At 69.3% G+C, this 15,555-nt stretch carries 20 protein-coding genes; 8 read left to right on the top strand and 12 right to left on the bottom strand.

The features are described from left to right. Nucleotides 1–26: 26 nt before the first annotated feature. From VIR15_RS18165 to VIR15_RS18155, 3 genes are read left to right on the top strand one after another with little or no spacing between them, the layout of a single operon-like run. Entirely contained in the window at nucleotides 27–371 is a 345-nt protein-coding gene (locus VIR15_RS18165; protein WP_331930330.1) for a hypothetical protein, read from the top strand. Beyond that, nucleotides 371–856, top strand: coding sequence for a hypothetical protein (locus VIR15_RS18160; protein ID WP_331930352.1), 486 nt, complete (start codon nucleotides 371–373; stop codon nucleotides 854–856). The genes VIR15_RS18165 and VIR15_RS18160 overlap by 1 nt, the downstream gene beginning before the upstream one ends. Before the next feature lie 45 nt (nucleotides 857–901). Next, nucleotides 902–1,399 carry a DUF2505 domain-containing protein gene (locus VIR15_RS18155; RefSeq protein WP_331930328.1) on the top strand — a complete coding sequence of 166 codons (498 nt, stop codon included), beginning with the start codon at nucleotides 902–904 and terminating at the stop codon, nucleotides 1,397–1,399. Nucleotides 1,400–1,434: 35 nt separating this feature from the next. Here VIR15_RS18155 and pruA read toward each other — a convergent pair whose 3' ends face one another. The 8 genes from pruA to VIR15_RS18115 all read right to left on the bottom strand — a co-directional run bounded on the left by pruA (nucleotide 1,435) and on the right by VIR15_RS18115 (nucleotide 8,638). Next, nucleotides 1,435–3,063, bottom strand: coding sequence for an L-glutamate gamma-semialdehyde dehydrogenase (pruA, locus tag VIR15_RS18150; RefSeq protein ID WP_331930326.1), 1,629 nt, complete (start codon nucleotides 3,061–3,063; stop codon nucleotides 1,435–1,437). A gap of 111 nt (nucleotides 3,064–3,174) precedes the next feature. After that, the gene (locus tag VIR15_RS18145) at nucleotides 3,175–3,576 is read right to left on the bottom strand and encodes a DUF4870 domain-containing protein (protein ID WP_331930324.1); all 402 of its coding nucleotides are present in this window, start codon (nucleotides 3,574–3,576) and stop codon (nucleotides 3,175–3,177) included. A 171-nt stretch (nucleotides 3,577–3,747) separates the two neighbouring features. Continuing rightward, nucleotides 3,748–4,461 carry an SGNH/GDSL hydrolase family protein gene (locus VIR15_RS18140; protein WP_331930322.1) on the bottom strand — a complete coding sequence of 238 codons (714 nt, stop codon included), beginning with the start codon at nucleotides 4,459–4,461 and terminating at the stop codon, nucleotides 3,748–3,750. 65 nt (nucleotides 4,462–4,526) lie between these two features. Then, entirely contained in the window at nucleotides 4,527–5,417 is an 891-nt protein-coding gene (locus tag VIR15_RS18135; protein ID WP_331930320.1) for an alpha/beta fold hydrolase, read from the bottom strand. A gap of 145 nt (nucleotides 5,418–5,562) precedes the next feature. Next, on the bottom strand, nucleotides 5,563–6,159 hold the full coding sequence (locus tag VIR15_RS18130; protein ID WP_331930318.1) for a TetR/AcrR family transcriptional regulator: 597 nt from the start codon (nucleotides 6,157–6,159) through the stop codon (nucleotides 5,563–5,565). Nucleotides 6,160–6,214: 55 nt separating this feature from the next. Next, the gene (locus VIR15_RS18125) at nucleotides 6,215–6,739 is read right to left on the bottom strand and encodes an NUDIX hydrolase (protein WP_331930316.1); all 525 of its coding nucleotides are present in this window, start codon (nucleotides 6,737–6,739) and stop codon (nucleotides 6,215–6,217) included. Nucleotides 6,740–6,776: 37 nt separating this feature from the next. Further along, nucleotides 6,777–7,217 carry a DUF6912 family protein gene (locus VIR15_RS18120; protein ID WP_331930314.1) on the bottom strand — a complete coding sequence of 147 codons (441 nt, stop codon included), beginning with the start codon at nucleotides 7,215–7,217 and terminating at the stop codon, nucleotides 6,777–6,779. Beyond that, nucleotides 7,217–8,638, bottom strand: coding sequence for a WS/DGAT/MGAT family O-acyltransferase (locus VIR15_RS18115; RefSeq protein WP_331930312.1), 1,422 nt, complete (start codon nucleotides 8,636–8,638; stop codon nucleotides 7,217–7,219). Before VIR15_RS18115 ends, VIR15_RS18120 begins: the two co-directional genes overlap by 1 nt. A 40-nt stretch (nucleotides 8,639–8,678) precedes the next feature. On the opposite strand from VIR15_RS18115, the gene VIR15_RS18110 reads away from it, so the two are divergent. Beyond that, entirely contained in the window at nucleotides 8,679–9,056 is a 378-nt protein-coding gene (locus VIR15_RS18110; RefSeq protein WP_331930310.1) for a hypothetical protein, read from the top strand. Between the two features lie 9 nt (nucleotides 9,057–9,065). Continuing rightward, complete coding sequence (locus tag VIR15_RS18105; RefSeq protein ID WP_331930308.1) at nucleotides 9,066–10,412, top strand: hypothetical protein; 1,347 nt, start codon at nucleotides 9,066–9,068, stop codon at nucleotides 10,410–10,412. Between the two features lie 7 nt (nucleotides 10,413–10,419). On the opposite strand, the gene VIR15_RS18100 is transcribed toward VIR15_RS18105, so the two are convergent. Both VIR15_RS18100 and VIR15_RS18095 read right to left on the bottom strand, forming a co-directional pair. After that, nucleotides 10,420–11,895 (bottom strand): CpaE/TadZ family protein, encoded by a 1,476-nt coding sequence (locus VIR15_RS18100; RefSeq protein WP_331930306.1) that lies wholly within the window; start codon nucleotides 11,893–11,895, stop codon nucleotides 10,420–10,422. Beyond that, nucleotides 11,892–12,587 carry a CpaB family protein gene (locus VIR15_RS18095; protein ID WP_331930304.1) on the bottom strand — a complete coding sequence of 232 codons (696 nt, stop codon included), beginning with the start codon at nucleotides 12,585–12,587 and terminating at the stop codon, nucleotides 11,892–11,894. Before VIR15_RS18095 ends, VIR15_RS18100 begins: the two co-directional genes overlap by 4 nt. A 253-nt stretch (nucleotides 12,588–12,840) precedes the next feature. On the opposite strand from VIR15_RS18095, the gene VIR15_RS18090 reads away from it, so the two are divergent. Beyond that, nucleotides 12,841–13,068: a helix-turn-helix domain-containing protein gene (locus VIR15_RS18090; RefSeq protein WP_331930302.1), complete on the top strand. Its 228-nt coding sequence runs from the start codon at nucleotides 12,841–12,843 to the stop codon at nucleotides 13,066–13,068. A gap of 45 nt (nucleotides 13,069–13,113) precedes the next feature. On the opposite strand, the gene VIR15_RS18085 is transcribed toward VIR15_RS18090, so the two are convergent. Then, a complete protein-coding gene (locus tag VIR15_RS18085; protein WP_331930300.1) occupies nucleotides 13,114–13,671 on the bottom strand; it encodes a hypothetical protein in 558 nt (185 codons plus the stop codon). Nucleotides 13,672–13,826: 155 nt separating this feature from the next. Here VIR15_RS18085 and VIR15_RS18080 point away from each other — a divergent pair, with 155 nt between their 5' ends. Beyond that, the gene (locus tag VIR15_RS18080; protein ID WP_331930298.1) at nucleotides 13,827–14,588 is read left to right on the top strand and encodes a LysM peptidoglycan-binding domain-containing protein; all 762 of its coding nucleotides are present in this window, start codon (nucleotides 13,827–13,829) and stop codon (nucleotides 14,586–14,588) included. After that, nucleotides 14,585–15,127 (top strand): Rv3235 family protein, encoded by a 543-nt coding sequence (locus VIR15_RS18075; RefSeq protein WP_331930296.1) that lies wholly within the window; start codon nucleotides 14,585–14,587, stop codon nucleotides 15,125–15,127. Before VIR15_RS18080 ends, VIR15_RS18075 begins: the two co-directional genes overlap by 4 nt. A gap of 172 nt (nucleotides 15,128–15,299) precedes the next feature. On the opposite strand, the gene VIR15_RS18070 is transcribed toward VIR15_RS18075, so the two are convergent. Beyond that, on the bottom strand, nucleotides 15,300–15,555 hold a 256-nt coding region (locus tag VIR15_RS18070; protein ID WP_331930294.1), incomplete at its 5' end, for a hypothetical protein.

Raw genomic sequence — 15,555 nt, 5'->3', positions numbered from 1 at the left:
CCCGGCCCAGTCAATAGGGTGGTCCCATGACGGGGTACGGGACCGATGCCGCGACCGCGGATGGGCCGGTCGATCCGGCGACCCTGCGCGCGCTGACGCGTGCCCGGCGCGTCACCCGAGACCTCGCCGACGACCTGCTGACCCATCTGCCGGATCTCGGCGACATCGGCACCCAGCGCCAGCTGGACACCTGGGTCGAGCAGGCAGCAGACACGCTGCGGGCGTTGTCCGATGCCATCGAGGAGAGGCTGCTCGACGTGACCAGGCCCCAGCCCACTGACGATCCACGCATCCACCGCAGTCCGACCGCCTCGCTGGCGCGTCCGTGGCCTCCCGGTGCATCCGGCGGGCCTGACCCGGACCGATCATGATGGGGTTGGGAGATCCTGGCTCGACGTCGGCGCTCGGCGGAGCCCTTCGCCAGCAGGCCATCACCCTCACCGACCTCGTCGTCGACCTCACGGAGGCGGCAGAGCGCGCGAGACGCAGTGGACGGATGGACCTCTCGGTCCGAGAGCGCGAGCTGCTGAGCAGCACCGCGCGTCAGCTCGACGCAGTCGGAGCGGCCCTCCAGTCGTTCACCGCCACGGTGCTGGCCGGTGCGGCTCGCATCCGGGCGTTGGCCGACAATGCCGCCCGGAGCGACCTGGTGATCGAGGGCAGCGTCGTCGTCGAGGCCCGGGGGCCGAGCCGGGTCGATCCGGTGGACCGACTGCGAGAACGGGAGCGGCTGCAGGAACTGCTCAACCGAGTCAGTGCCGCAGAGGGGAAGGAACTCGCCCGCATAGCCCGCGAGCTCGGCCGCTCCGGTCCTGCACTCGCGGCCTTGAGCGAGCGGGCGCGCCTCGGGTCCTGACCGGCTCGCCACCTCGCCGCCTCACGGTTGCTCTAGCGTTGGCTCATGCGGATCACTGAGACGGTCACCTACCACGCGCCGGTGGAGGTTGTGTACGCGATGAAGACCAACCCCGAGTTCCAGGAGCGCAAGTGTGCCGACTCGGGGGCACTTCAGCACGATGTGGCCGTGCGGCAGAACGGCGCCGGTGCACTCGTCCGGACCCGGCGTGATCTGTCCACCGATGGCCTGCCGGACTTCGTCAAGTCGATTGTCGGAGCGCGACTCTCCATCACCGAGACGTACCAGTGGGACGCGCCGCGAGCCGACGGCTCACGAGAGGGCACCCTCACGGTCGAGGCCGCCGGAGCCCCTGTGGCCATGCGGGGCACCGTCCACCTCGAGCCGGTCCAGCAAGGCACCAACCTCAACATCAGCGGCGATCTCAAGGCGCACATTCCACTCATCGGCGGACGGATCGAGAAGGCCGCCGCCCCCGCCTTCATCAAGGCGCTCCGCAGCGAGCACGAGACCGGCCGCCGCTGGCTCGCCGAGGGCGCCTGACAGTTGGGGGCTGCGGCCGAGGCTGGTTCTCCCAGTCAGCGCATGTGCGGGTAGATGTGGTTCGTCGGCGGCACGAACGTCTCCTTGATCGAGCGCACGCTCGTCCAGCGAAGCAGGTTCTGGGCCGCGCCGGCCTTGTCGTTCGTCCCCGAGGCGCGCCCACCGCCGAAGGGCTGTTGCCCCACAACCGCTCCCGTCGGCTTGTCGTTGATGTAGAAGTTGCCGGCCGCGAAGCGCAGGCGGTCGGTGGCCTCCGCGATCGCGCGACGGTCCTGGGCGATGATCGAGCCGGTCAGGCCATACGGGGAGAACCGCTCCATCTGGTCCAGCGCGCCGTCGTAGTCGCCGTCCTCGTAGACGTGGACCGACAGGATCGGCCCGAAGTACTCGGTGCGGAACGACTCGTCCGTGGCGTTGCTGATCTCGAGGATCGTCGGGCGGATGAAGTACCCGACCGAGTCGTCGTACGTGCCACCGGCGAGGACCTCGATGCCGTTGGTCGCGCGGGCCCGGTCGATCGCCTCCTTGTGCTTGGCGTACGCGCGCTCGTCGATGACGGCCCCCATGAAGTTCGACAGGTCGGTGACGTCGCCCTGCGCCAGCCCGTTGGTCAGGTCGATCATCTCGTCGCGGACCTGCTTCCACACCGTCGCGGGCACGTAGGCGCGCGACGCCGCTGAGCACTTCTGTCCCTGGTACTCGAACGCACCGCGGATCATCGCGGTCCGCAGCACCGCCGGGTCTGCGGAGGGGTGCGCCACGATGAAGTCCTTGCCGCCCGTCTCGCCGACGAGTCGGGGGTAGGTGCGGTAGCGGTCGAGGTTGGTCCCGACCTCCTTCCAGAGGTGCTTGAACGTCGGCGTCGAGCCGGTGAAATGGATGCCGGCGAGGTCCTCGTCGGTGAGGGCGACCTTGGAGACCTCCGCTCCGTGACCGGTCACCATGTTGATGACCCCGGGTGGCAGGCCGGCCGCCTCGAGCAGCTCCATGATGAGGCTGGCGGCGCGCTGCTGGGTCACGGCGGGCTTCCACACGACGGTGTTGCCCATCAGGGCCGGAGCGGTCGGGAGGTTGCCCGCGATGGCGGTGAAGTTGAACGGCGTGATCGCGTAGACGAAGCCTTCGAGCGACCGGTAGTCCGAGCGGTTCCAGACACCCTTGCTGTTCAGCGGCGGCTGCTGCTCGAGGATCTGGCGCGCGAAGTGGACGTTGATCCGCCAGAAGTCGATGAGCTCGCAGGCCGCGTCGATCTCGGCCTGGTAGGCCGTCTTGCTCTGGCCGAGCATGGTTGCCGCGTTGAGGCGGGCGCGCCACGGCCCAGAGAGGAGCTCGGCCGCCTTGAGCAGGACGGCAGCGCGGTCGTCGAACGTGAGGGCGCGCCACTCGGGCGCCGCCGCCTTCGCCGCCTCGACGGCCTTCGCGCCGTCGTCGGTCGTCGCGTTGCGCATCGTGCCGAGGACCTTGGCGTGGGCGTGCGGCTGTCGCACGGCGATCTCGTCGCCGGGGCCCATGACGCGCTCTCCACCGATGACATGGGGCAGGTCGACCTGGGTCGAGCCGAGCTCGGCCAATGCGGCCTCGAGCGCGGCGCGTTCCGGCGAACCGGGCGCGTAGTCGAGCACCGGTTCGTTGACGGGTGCTGGCACGTGGGTCACTGCGTCCATCGAGACTCCTGCTCTGCTGTGCGCCGGCTCCGTGGCACGGCGATGGGGTGGTCGCTTCGTGGGCGACCACCCCATCGTTCCACGGTCCGCTCGGGAGGAGCAGGTGTGTGTTCAGCGCAGGACCGGGATGCCCCAGGGATAGCGGTACAGCTGGCCTCGGCTCGCCAGGATCGCGCCCCTGACGTGGCAGTAGATGCTGGCGGCGAAGGCGATGATCCAGAGGATGATGGCGATCGGGATGCCGATGAGGGTGATGAAGAAGATCCAGCCGACGATGGTCATGGCCCAGATCAGCAGGTTGAAGTTGAAGGCGCCCGCGGCGGACTGCCGGACGAAGGCGCTCTTGTCCTTGTAGATGGCCCAGATGAGCAGCGGGCCGAGGAAGGAGAGCCAGCCGACGGAGAGGACGGCGGCGACGATGGTCGAGATGTGGCCGAGGACCGCCCCGGTGCGCTCGTCGTCGTGGACGGCAACCGTGTCGCGGGAGGGATCAGGTTGGTACGGGTAGCTCATACGCCCAGTCTGTGGGGAGGGGCTCACCCCCGCCATGGAGGACGACCCTGACCACACCCTGATCGCTCCCCGACCTCCGTTCCGATCGTCGATGACGCCGTATGCCGCTGTGCTTGCCTGCGCTCAGAGCCCCCTCACGCCCGGGTCGGGTTCGCGGACAGGCGGGGCTCCTCAGGCTCGCGGGGAGACCTTTACGTCGTCGCCGAGCGCATAGACAGCGCTGGTGGGATCGGCCAGGTCGAGGACCTCCAGGAGGGTGCGAACCATGGCGCGGTGCCCCCGGGGGCCGGGATGGACCGCGTCGTCAAGCCAGCCGTCCGGCGCAATGTCGTCGCCGGCTTCCTTCGCGACGCGAGACCATGCATCGGCGTGGTCCACGAGGACGACACCAAGCCCCTCGGCCACGTCCCGAACCGTCGCGGCGTACTGCGCCATCAGGTCAGGGGTCCGTGCACCCTCGGCGCGCACCGGGGGCGGGGTCTGGAGAACCACGGTGGCACCGACGTCCCGGCCCCGCTGGATGATCTGGTCGAGCCGGAAGCGGAAGCCACGCACACCTTCCTCGTCGTCGGTCATGTCATTGGTGCCGAACATGACGAAGAGAACGTCAGGGGCGAACCGTCCTGCCCGCCAGTGAAACTCAGCGAGAAGGTCTTGGGTCGTGCTGCCAGACACGCCGGAGTTGATGACTGCGTCGCCGCGTCGGTCGAGCTCGCCCCGCACCCGCTCGGCGAAGAGCTCCACATAGTTGCGCCAGCCGTGCGTGTGCGCGACGCCCTGCGTGATGCTGTCCCCGATGAAGGTCCACGTCACCGGCGGGCCGGCCAGCACCGCGCGGAGGCGGTCGGCGTCCCGACGGACGTATTCGTCAGCGGTGAAGTCCATGACCGCACGGTAACAAGGTGAACGGAGCGTTGCCGCCGCCGCGTTCACTGGCTGGAACGGCCGGCTCAGGCCACGCTGCTCTCCCGCGGCTCGAACTGGGGCAACGGCAGGGGCACGTCGCCTGCGTGGAGCGAGGGCTCGACCGGCAGCCGGGCGGCGAAACGGGCCACAGTGCCGCCGACAGCAGCGTCCGCGAGAACACGACGGTGCCCCAGGCCAACGGTCGAGTAGAGCTCGGCGCCAGGCCAGCCCGAGACGAGGCGAGCCGAGGGCTCGTGCGGAGTTTCCCGATCACCCAGGTCGTGGATGACGAGCAGCTCAGGCCGCGACTCGAGCTGCTCGCTGAGCCGGGACACGACCAGGTCCGTCACCGCGTAGCCCGTGCGCTGCTCGGCGCGGGTGATGAGACGTCGCTCCGTCCGCCGGCCGAAGCGCAGCTGGGAGCGGAACCGTGCGAGGAAGTCCGGCACTCCTTCGACCGGGGCGATGAGCACGAGTCGTTCGGTGGCGAGCCATCCGTCACGAAGCGCGAGAAGTGCAGCGAGCGCACCCATGGAGTGGGCCACGACGGCACGGGCGGGGCCGAACCTTGCAGCGACCGCGTCGAGTGAGCGGCCGAGCTCGACGGCATCACTCGATCCCGATCCGTGCACTCCCGCGTCCGAGCGTCCATGACTCAGGCCGTCGAACGCGACGACCTTGAGACCCTGTGCAAGCAGGTGTCGGACCAGGGGGCCCAGCTGCTCCGCGTGTCCACTCCATCCGTGGACGAGGTAGACGACCGGGCCCTCCCCGTAGGTCCAGCCCCGGATGGTCCGACCGCGGAGCTTCGTCTCGAAGGGGCTGCCGAGGAGCTCGACGATCCCATCCGGATCCGTCTGAACGGTTCGCGCGGGGGGTGGGAGCTCGAACCAGAGGTGGTAGGCCCAAGCCGCGGCGAGCCGCGGTGCCACCACGTCTGCGATGGCGAAGGCAGTAGAGGAGGCACTATGAACAATTGAACGATCGATCGTGCTTTTCTTCCCTGATGGCTGAGCCATGAGCTGATTCCTTCTCGGGGTGGGACCGCCGTGGAAGCGGTCGGTGTGGAGGGTCCGCCCGTCAGGCGGGGTTGGGTCGACAGGACTCGAGCAGACGCTCGAAGGCACGACGGGCGTGCTCGCTGGCCATCGGGTCGCGCATCAGGCGACGAGCGTGGTGGTGAGCAAGCAGGATGCCCTCGAGCTCATAGGCGACCTGTGCCGCGTCGACGTCCGGTCGGAAGTGACCCTCGGCAATCGCCGTGCCGACCACGAGGGCCACGGACTCGAGCTTGTCGCGCTCGGCACGGACCAACTCATCTCGAACCGGCCCCTCTTGATCGTCGAACTCGCTCGCGGCGTCGACGAAGATGCACCCGCCCGCGAACCTGCCGACCTGCCAGGCGAGCCAGTTCTCGAAGAAAGCCCGGAAACGCGGCTCTCCCCTGGGTGCCTTCACCGTCGGCCGCATGACGTGGTCGGTGAACTGATCGCGGGCATACTGGAGCACCTCGACCTGGAGCGACTCCTTCGATGTGAAGTGGGCGTAGAGACCGCTCTTCGAGAGCTTGCTCGCGGTGGCCAGCGTGCCGATGGTGAGGCCGCCGAGGCCGAGCCGCGACGCCAGGTCGCTCGCCTCGTCGAGGATCGCCGCCTTCGTCTCCTCACCCTTGCCCATGGGCCCAATAAAAGCACGACCGTTCGTCATCTGGCAAGGGTTTGACCGGGCCAGCTCATCCTGTCGTGCCCGTCCCCCAGCGGCGAAGCACCGAGAGCCAGACGGCGACGCTGTCGGGCACGAAGGTCCCCGGCTCGCGGTCGACGCGGCTCACGAGGTCCCGGAGCGGGACCCAGTCGCCCCAGGCAACCTCCTCGGGCTGCCAGCGGATCGCTCCGTCCCAGGTCGTGAAGAACCGGTGGGCGTGGTACCTCGTGTGGTCGTCGGCATACGTCACGACACCGAGTGGCACCAGGTCCGCGCCATGCACGCCCAGCTCCTCGTCGAGCTCGCGGAGGGCTCCCACAGCTGGGTCCTCGTCCGCGAGGACGACACCACCGGCGGCGAAGTCGAGCAGGCCGGGGAAGACGTCCTTCGAGAGGGTTCGGCGATGGAGGTACACGCCGTCGGCCGGCCCTCGCACGACGATCGACGAGGCCGCGTGCCAGAGGTTGTCGCGCCGCATGACGGAGCGCCGGCACGCGCCGACGAGGTTGCCGGCGGCATCGAACTGGGCCACCAGCTCGTCCCCCACGCTCACTTCCGCCAACTCCCTCCCACCTCAGACTGCAGCCGCATCAGGCCAGCAGGGAACGGACTTCGTCGAGCTCGGTCGCGTCATACCACAGCAGGTCGTCGGCCTCCACGTCCTTCGCGGCTTCGGCCGACTCGTCGACGTGGAATGACGCGATGCGGCGCAACGGAACGGAGGCCACGAGACGCACCCGGCTGACCGGCCCGCCATCCCCGCCCAGGACCCACGTCGGGTCCGCGTCGGCCGACGCGACAACCCGTCGGTCTCCCGGCTCCGATCGCGCCGCGGCAGACGCGGCGACCGCGTCCGAGAAGGCGGCGAACTCCAAGTCCTCCAAGTCGAGTCCAGCTGCACGAGAGCGGAGTTCCTCCGTCACGGCGAAGGCGTTCCGCGGGCTCGTGCGGTCAACGCCGAGCGCACCCCTCTCGGCGAGGTCGTCCAGATCTCGCCTCCCGATCGGCACGTAGACGCGGATCACCGGCATCAGGACTCCCTCCCACTCCTCAGCTCCGCGAGGGAGACGACGATCGAGTCGGCGAGCTCGTCGACGTCGGGCATCGCCTCACGATCGGCGTTGAGGCCGTAGTAGACCCCGCCGTTGTAGGACGTGATGCCGATGGACAGGGCCTGGCCTCGCGCGAGCGGAGTGACGGGGTACGTGGACAACATCTCGGCGTCACCGGCGTAGAGGGGAGTCTGCGGTCCAGGAACGTTGGTGATCATGACGTTGTAGATGCGCCGCGACATCGCCGAGCCGAGCCGGGCCCCGAGGGCATGGAGGGTCGGCGGCGCAAAACCCGCCAGGTTGGCGAGAGAGGTGGCCCCGACCGCCTGTCCACCTTCCATCTGCTGTCGCATGGCGAACGCGATCTGGTGCAGTCGCATCGACGCGCCCGGTTCCCCCACCGGCAGGCTGACGACACAGGCCATGACCTGGTTTGCGTACATGCCGGAGGGGTCGTCGCCGTAAACGCTGACCGGCACCATGGCCCGGACGACGCTTCCGCCGTGGACGGGCTCGCCCCGCGCCAGCAGCCAGCTGCGAAAGCCGCCCGTGATCGTCGCGAGCACGACGTCGTTGATCGTCACGTCCTCTGCGTAGGCTCCCTTGGCGAGCCGCTTGCGGACGGCCCGATAGTCCTCGAGGTCCGTCGACACCATCACCCACCGGCGCGCCGACCCCACCTCGGCGTTCAGCGGAGATACCGGCGCGGGTCGCGCGGCCGTGCGAGCGACCGTCGACACCACGGTCCCGGCCGATTCGGCGGCTCTGAGGACGACGTTGAGGGCTTCGGTGAGGCCACCACGGACTTGGTCGACGACCTGGGTCGGACGCCGCACCGCGTCGACAAGGGCGCCAGTGAGCAGCTCCACGGAGGAGGGCGGCGCCTTCGGCTCCCACGGCACCTGATCCTCGCCGAGGCCTTCACCGCGGACCGAGTCGACGATGACGTGAGCGATGTCGAGGGCGTGGACTCCGTCGATGATGGCGTGGTGTGTCTTGGTGACGATGGCGACGCGTCCCCCTTGCAGCCCCTCGACGTAGTACACCTCCCACAGCGGCCTCGTCCGGTCCAGCTTGCGCGGCTGCACGCGTGCGACGAAGTCCTGGAGCTGTCGGTCGGTGCCCGGGCGCGGCAGGCCCGCGCGTCGCACGTGGTAGCTCATGTCGAACGACTCGTCGTCGACCCAGACGGGGTTGGCGATGCGACCTGGCACGTCGCGGACCTTCTGGCGGAACCGCGGAATCCCTCCGATGCGGTTCTCGATGATCCGCACGAGCTGGTCGTGGTCGAAGCCTTCACCCGGTGGCTGGAAGATCATGACCGACCCCACATGCATGGCCGTGGTCGGCTGCTCGAGGTACAGGAAGGACGCGTCGAGAGAAGTCAGCCGGTCTGACATGCTCACACTCTGCCAGACCGGTCCACGTAGGATCCGCAGCATGCCTCTGAATCGTGTCCTGCCGTATGCCGTCTGCCTCGTGGCACTCTCCGGCATCGCGGCGTGCGGCTCGGCTGACGAACCAACCCCCGGCCGCCACGCCACGGCGACCGTCGTCAAGTCCCTTGTCGTGACCGTCACCGGCACGACCGTGACGCCGGCGCCGGCGCAGGTGGACCTCCGCATCGGTGAGGCGCTCGACCTGACCGTGACGATCGACCACGACGACGAGTTGCACGCACATGGCTTCGGCGACATCGAGGAGCAGCTCAAGGCTGGTGTCCCCACGACGGTACGGCTCGTCGGCGCCGAGTCCGGGGTGTTCGAGGTCGAGACCCATGAGCCTGCCCTGACGCTGCTCACCGTAGCGGTCCGGTAGGGGCGAGCGGTGCTGAGCCCAGCGGCATACGGCATGCTCGGCGTCTTGCCCACCCACGGGGTGGGCAGTCGGAGCGACCTGCCGCTCCCCTTCGGCGTGCTCGTGGTGAGCGCGCTTGCCGCTCTCCTCATTTCCTTCCTGGCGATCGGCGTGCTCTGGCGCGAGCCGCGGCTGCGCAGTTCCCAAGGGGTCATGCTGCCCCGCCAGCTTGCGTCGATGCTCGACTCCCGCTGGCTGCGTCGAGTGGCTCAGACGCTCTCGGTCGCACTCACGCTGTGGACCCTGGTCGCCCTCCTTGCCGGCCCGGACAGTGCACGAAACCCGGTGCCGCACATCGTCTATGTGTGGCTGTGGGTCGGCCTCGCTTTCGCGTCAATGCTGCTCGGACCGGTCTGGCGTGTCATCAACCCGGTGCGGCTCCTGCACACCGGGCTGTTGCGGCTCGCCCGGGTCTCCCCCGACCTCGCGGTCTTCCGCTATCGCGCCGGGTGGTGGCCGGCTGCGCTGGGGCTCGGCCTCTTCACCTGGGTCGAGCTCGTCGCCACCGAGAACACCAGCCTGTCCTTCCTGCGCCTGCTCATCCTCGGCTACCTGCTCATCTCGATCCTGGGCGCAGGTCTGTTCGGCCGCGCCTGGTTCGATCGTGCCGACCCGTTCGAGGCCTGGTCCACGCTGCTCGGCGCCCTCGCGCCGCTGGGGCGACGGGACGACGGGCGATGGGTGCTCCGCACCCCGCTCCACGGGATCAACGAGCTGCATGGCGAGCGCGGACTCGTCGCAACGGTTGCCGTCATGCTCGGCAGCACCGCGTATGACGGGTTCTCGGCCAACCTGTCGTGGGCGACCTTCGTGCAGACCTCCGCGCTGCCCGCCTCCGTGCTCAAGACAGCGACCATGCTCGGGTTCTTCGCGGCTGTGGCAGTGACGCTATGGTTGGCCTCTGCCGCATCAATGGCACTGTCGGGCAAGGGAATTCGAGACTCATTCCACTTCGTCTCCGATTTCGCCCCCTCACTCATCCCCATCGCCGGCGGATACGTCGTGGCGCACTACTGGTCGCTGTTCGTCTACCAGGCACCGGTCGGGCTGGCGCTGCTCAGTGATCCTCTCGGCACCGGAGCAGACCTGCTGGGCACCGCCGGTGTCACGCCTGATGACACCCTGGTCCAGGCCACTTTGGTGGCGACGATCCAGGCGGTCAGCATCGTCGTGGGTCACCTGCTGGCGGTGCTCGCGGCCCACGAACGCGCTGTCTCGGTACTCGACCGGCGATCCGCGATCGTGGGCCAGATCCCGCTCATGGTCATCATGCTTGCCTACACCTTCGCGGGTCTGACCATCTTGTTCACTCCCTGATCTGCCGTCACCCGGCGGCCCTCGCCCGAAGGAGCCGGCGCTGACGACCCGTTACACGCGTCCGGGTCCAGGGCGCGACCGCCGTGGCCAGGTCTGCAAAGGCGGACCCCACCGCTGAGGTCGGCGCGTGCTCGACCACCGATCGACCGGCAAGGACGGCGGCGTCGACGGTCGCCGCATCGTCGGGTAGGAAGTGGAGGCCGTCCAGGCCTGCGAAACGCAGCAGGGACTCGGCGATCCGCTCCTGGGGCCGCGATCCGACCGCAGAGCTGCGGACCCGGTTGACCACGGGCACGGGTGCAGGGGACGGCACGGATCCGAGCTCCTGGAGAGCTCGGACAAAACGCTGGAGCCCAACGGGGTCCCCGTTCCCAACGGCGAGCACCGTGTCGGCCCGGGCGAGCGTCGTCAGGGTCGCCTCGTTGCGTCTGGGCGCGGCGGTGTCATAGCTGAGCTCTTCGTCGTTCTCGATGCAGAAACCGCAGTCGACGACGATGACAGGAGCCAGGCCCCGCCCCAGCTCCAGGACGCGCTCGAGGGCCGCGGCCCGCAGCTCCGGCCATCGCTCCGCCTTGGGCAGTCCGGTCAGCACGCGAAGGCCAGGCATGACGACGGGAGCGAGACGCGCCAGGGCCGGCAGGTCCAGCGTGCCGTGGTCCGCGGCCCGGCAAGCGGCCGCGATCCCGGGCGCCTCGTCGAGCAGACCGAGGACCTGCGCCACGCTGCCTCCGTAGGTGTCCGCGTCGACAAGGAGGACCTCCCGGCCGCGGGTCGCGATCTCCGCCGCCAGATTCACCGCGACCGTCGTGCGGCCCGGACCGCCCGTGGGCCCCCAGACCGCGATGATCGTCGAACGGGCCGGTTGGTACAAGTCCGTCGACGGGGCGACCTCAGGCCCGGAGCCGCGCGGTTGCCACCCACCGTCGTCGCCACGGTCGTCGCCACCGTCAAACGGCGAAGCGCCGGACGGGGAGGGCGGTCCGGAGCCGGGAGTCGGCCCGGAGTAGCCGTTGGGACCACGGCCACTGTCCACCAGCTCATCCGGAACGTGACCGGGCACCAGCAGCTGTCCCGAGGCCTCTGCCACCCCGACGTCCGGGAGGTCCGTCGGGTTCGGACGCCCGCTCGTGCGCCCCTGCGTCTGGTTTCGGACGGCCGCGCTGAAGTCTGCGGCGCTGGCCTCGACGGGTAGAACGACAGGGATCCGGAGCTGACGAAGTCGTCTTTCGGCGCCGTCATCCCCCGTCGGGTACAGCCCTACGACGAGGACGCCGCATTGGCTCAGACGACGGACGAGGCCGAGATCGAGGCCATGCAGATCGGCGCTGACGACGGCACACTGCCCCAGACCGGCCTCGGCCACGGAGAGCAGTTCGGCGACATCGGCACAGCGACGCGTGACGGTGAGATCTGCAGACGACTCGAGGGTGGTGGCGACCACTGACTCCCACGCGGGTCCGAGGCCGGTGATGACGTCGGTCATGCGTCTCCACCCTCGTCCACCGGCGCATTCACGGGCCCGTTCAACGGCCCTTTCACCGGGACGAGCGTGATCTTCGCATCCTGGTCCACCGCCTCGATGACCGCCCTGACGTGCTCAGTCGGCACATAGAGCTGCACCGATGTCGTTGCGGTGGCGCCGAAACCGCCATCGGCAGCCCGCACGTCGACGACGGCGACCGCCTGCAGCAGACGTGACGTGCGCCTCGGGGTGCTGGCATCGGTCACATGGCGGTTGGAATCAGGCGTGACGTAGAGGTCCACGCGTTGACCACGTTCCAGTCCGGCGGTCGACTGGCCGTCCGCGGGGACGGTCACGCGCTGCACATCGACATCCCCGGGAGAGCCGAGGGCAGTGGTGGGCACGAGCTCACCGGCCAGGATGTCACGCAGCATGATCCTTCCCTCCGGCACGGGCGCGTCTGCCGGGACATAGCGGCCGAGGCTGTCCGCAAGCGCAACATCGACGCGCTGGAAGGAGGCGGCGGTGACTGCCTCCCCGGCGACCAGGTTCTCCACGGCGACGAAGTAGGGCATGCGGTCATCGGCACTCGCGACCAGCCGGGCCCCGAGGGTGCCCGCAGCGACCACGAGGATGACGCCGACCAAGAGCCGGCTGTCCTTCCAGGACGGCTTCTGCAGCCGCTTTGCCGTCGGCACAGCCAGTTCGCCCATGCGGTCAGAACCCCCTTGATGTCACGTGGAACGGCGCGCGGGAACATCCTGCCGCACCCGCGCACAAACCGCCTCCGGAGGTGGCGAACTGTGCACAAGCGAATCAACCAGTCCACGGCTTGCCTACCATGGGCAGGGCCGAGATGACGGACTGTGTGCGACGCAACCCCACGCCGGGTATAAGTGGCTCGACGGCGTGCTCGGTGGCGTACTCGGTGGACCACGCCCCGTGGGATGAAACAAAGGAGCGATCGTGGCCCAAAGGTTCCTCCAACTGGCAGAGGTGTCGGAGATCCTGAACATCTCCGCAGCACAGGCCTACGCTCTGGTGCGCTCTGGCGAGCTGCCGGCCATCAAGATCGGCGGCCGTGGCCAGTGGCGAGTCGAGGTCGCCGAGCTCGAGAACTACATCCAACGCATGTACGCCGAAACGCGCACGTTCGTGCAGGCCCACCCCTTCGGGGGCACCGTGGACGACTGACGACCCAACAGAACCGGGCAACGCGGCGGAGGACGAGGACCTGCATCAGCGGCGACGGACAGAGCCGAGCGCAGCGATGGGGATGACGTGCGTCCGGACGACATGACGGGCCCGGCGCGGCTCGTCGGGCGCGTGCTCGGCCAGGTCGAGGTGGTCCGACCCGACCGCGTCGATCGTCCCGGTCAGCACCTGGCCCTCGACATCCACGAGATCGACGGCCGCACGGTCACGGCTGACCCCACGCAGCGCGGCCCCCAGCGTGAATCGTCTTGCGACGAGGCTGGCCTCCAGTGCTCCGGGGTGCAGCCCTGTGATGCTCCTCACCGCCGCAAGCGGCACCAGGACTGACTGGTGGGCGGTGTCGACGAGCAGCAGCCAGTCAGGACCGACGTCGCTTGGCGTGCCGACGATGACTCGTGGGCCCGGCCCTCCGGGAAGTCGGACGGAGATGGTCCCTCGCCCGACGTTGGCGAGGAGTCGACCGTACAGGGGGATCTGCGCCCGCTCGCGTCGCGTCCTGTCAGCGATCTCGGCGTCGCGCTCGAGGCTCATCTCGGCGTCGAACCGGGCGTCCAGCTCAGCGAAAAGCCGTTCCCATCTCACCTGGGCATCCCCCGATCCAGTGCCGGACACACCAACGCCCCAACCTTACCGACGTCAGTCAACTGATCCAACTATTGCCAAACGAAGGCAAACGGCATTAAATCCACTCTATGAGGAATGCATGCCTGGCCCCGGCTAGCGGCGCGCAGCAGCCGGTGGCCGCGGGACTCCTGATCGCCGTCAGCTCCGGCACCGTCAGCTGGTGCCTCACTCGAGTGGCCTCCACCGGCTGGCCGAGGGCCTCCTCTGCGGGCCCTGCGAGCGTCGACGAAGTCCTCGGAGCCGCCTTGGCGTGGGCCGGGGCAGCGGTCACCGGCTGGCTGACCCTCACCGTCCTGGTCGCCCTCGTTTCCTCGGCGCCAGGCGTCGTGGGAGCGGTCTTCCAGCGACTGGGACGGTTGCTGACACCGCATCTCGCACGCCGGGTCCTGTCGCTCACCCTCGGCGCCTCTATCGGCACCGTGGCCCTGCCAGCGCCGGTGGCCGTCGCCACGAGCACCGCAGACGCCGGCGGTCCGCAGCAGGGCGTCCCACCGCCGACTCCTGGCTACTCCGTGAGCAGCCAGGCGGCCACCACGGAGGTCACCAGAAGCGACGACGTCGGCTCGGCCCCAGCCGCGCCGCGGCCCGGGTGGCTGCCGGACCGTCCGACGGCGGCCATCCAGCCCCACCACGCGCGGCTGCTCGAGCCGGCACTTCGGCCGACGAGCACGACGAGCGACACGGTCACCGTACGACGAGGCGACACCCTGTGGTCGATCGCCACAGCGCACCTCGGATCGGGCGCCACGGACGCCGAGGTCGCCGCCGAGTGGCCCCGCTGGTACGAGGTCAACCGCGCCGTCATCGGTGACGATCCCGACCTCCTCGTTCCGGGTCAGCAGCTGCAGGCACCGCTCGCCGAGGTGCTCCGGTGAGCGCCGCACGGGCCAAGGAGCCCTGGGCTCACCGGTCGTCTGCCGGTTCGGCCTTCACCGTGCGACGCATCCCCGACACCGAACCGGGCCGGATCAGCGCGGATGAGGCGTGGTTGTTCGAGTCGACGCCGTACACCCAAGAGGCTTTGGCGCTCGATTTCTTCCCCGCTGTCGATGACGAGTTCGCGCACCGGCCGACCCGTTCCAGCGATCTTCCCGAGCCCGAGCCCTTCGTGGCCAAGATCGCGCAAGCGGTCGTCGAGGTCATCTCGGGTCAGCGGCCGGCCACCCAGCTCATTCGACACACGAGCCCAACCGTGTACTCCCTGCTCGCGCGGCGGGCGCTCGTTTCCAGTCGCCGACTGCGCGGCGGAGCCCGCCGCCCCGCTGTGGTTCGTCGGATTCGCCTGTGCGAGCCGGCCGACGGCGTGATCGAGGCCTGCGCGGTCGTGGTCTCGCACGGCCGGGTCCGCGCGCTCGCGTTCCGCCTCGAGGGCCTCGACGGCCGGTGGCTGATGACGCAGGTGGCCGTCGGCTGACTGGACGCCCGGCGCCCCTCCCCGATCGAAAGAACAGCTTTGGGGTCATTTCTCCCCGAAACGTGTTCACTCGATCAGGGCAGGGCCCAGCGGTCACGCCGCGCTGCCATCCCAAGACGCGCGGAAGGGTCCAACCAGCTGTGGTCGGACCCTTCTCACCTTCGAGCCTGGTTCAGCGTCGGCGCCGCTTGACCTTCTTGCCGCGACGGTCCGCCTTGCGCTCGACGGGCTGCTGTCCCGTCTCGACGGCCCGACCGTCCTCGCCCGGGGCGGTGTAGCGCAGCGCAGACGACCGCTGCTCCGGTGTCGCCAGGTCGACGCCCGACACCTTCACGCCATCCGAACGTCCTCCCGCCCCACTGACGTTGGCGGCCATGGCCGCCCGAGTGCGCCCCGCACCCGCCGGCGCGGCACCCCCTCGCGCGGCA

Source organism: Intrasporangium sp., from assembly GCF_036566125.1.
GTDB lineage: Bacteria > Actinomycetota > Actinomycetes > Actinomycetales > Dermatophilaceae > Intrasporangium.
The sequence above is the reverse complement of the archived record's forward strand: the minus strand, read 5'-3'. Positions and strand labels throughout refer to the sequence as shown.

Coding starts and splice junctions, on each gene's coding strand:
- VIR15_RS18165 (WP_331930330.1), top strand. CDS start 27: ATGACGGGGTACGGGACCGATGCCGCGACCGCGGATGGGCCGGTCGAT.
- VIR15_RS18160 (WP_331930352.1), top strand. CDS start 371: ATGGGGTTGGGAGATCCTGGCTCGACGTCGGCGCTCGGCGGAGCCCTT.
- VIR15_RS18155 (WP_331930328.1), top strand. CDS start 902: ATGCGGATCACTGAGACGGTCACCTACCACGCGCCGGTGGAGGTTGTG.
- pruA (WP_331930326.1), bottom strand. CDS start 3,063: ATGGACGCAGTGACCCACGTGCCAGCACCCGTCAACGAACCGGTGCTC.
- VIR15_RS18145 (WP_331930324.1), bottom strand. CDS start 3,576: ATGAGCTACCCGTACCAACCTGATCCCTCCCGCGACACGGTTGCCGTC.
- VIR15_RS18140 (WP_331930322.1), bottom strand. CDS start 4,461: ATGGACTTCACCGCTGACGAATACGTCCGTCGGGACGCCGACCGCCTC.
- VIR15_RS18130 (WP_331930318.1), bottom strand. CDS start 6,159: ATGGGCAAGGGTGAGGAGACGAAGGCGGCGATCCTCGACGAGGCGAGC.
- VIR15_RS18120 (WP_331930314.1), bottom strand. CDS start 7,217: ATGCCGGTGATCCGCGTCTACGTGCCGATCGGGAGGCGAGATCTGGAC.
- VIR15_RS18115 (WP_331930312.1), bottom strand. CDS start 8,638: ATGTCAGACCGGCTGACTTCTCTCGACGCGTCCTTCCTGTACCTCGAG.
- VIR15_RS18110 (WP_331930310.1), top strand. CDS start 8,679: ATGCCTCTGAATCGTGTCCTGCCGTATGCCGTCTGCCTCGTGGCACTC.
- VIR15_RS18100 (WP_331930306.1), bottom strand. CDS start 11,895: ATGACCGACGTCATCACCGGCCTCGGACCCGCGTGGGAGTCAGTGGTC.
- VIR15_RS18095 (WP_331930304.1), bottom strand. CDS start 12,587: ATGGGCGAACTGGCTGTGCCGACGGCAAAGCGGCTGCAGAAGCCGTCC.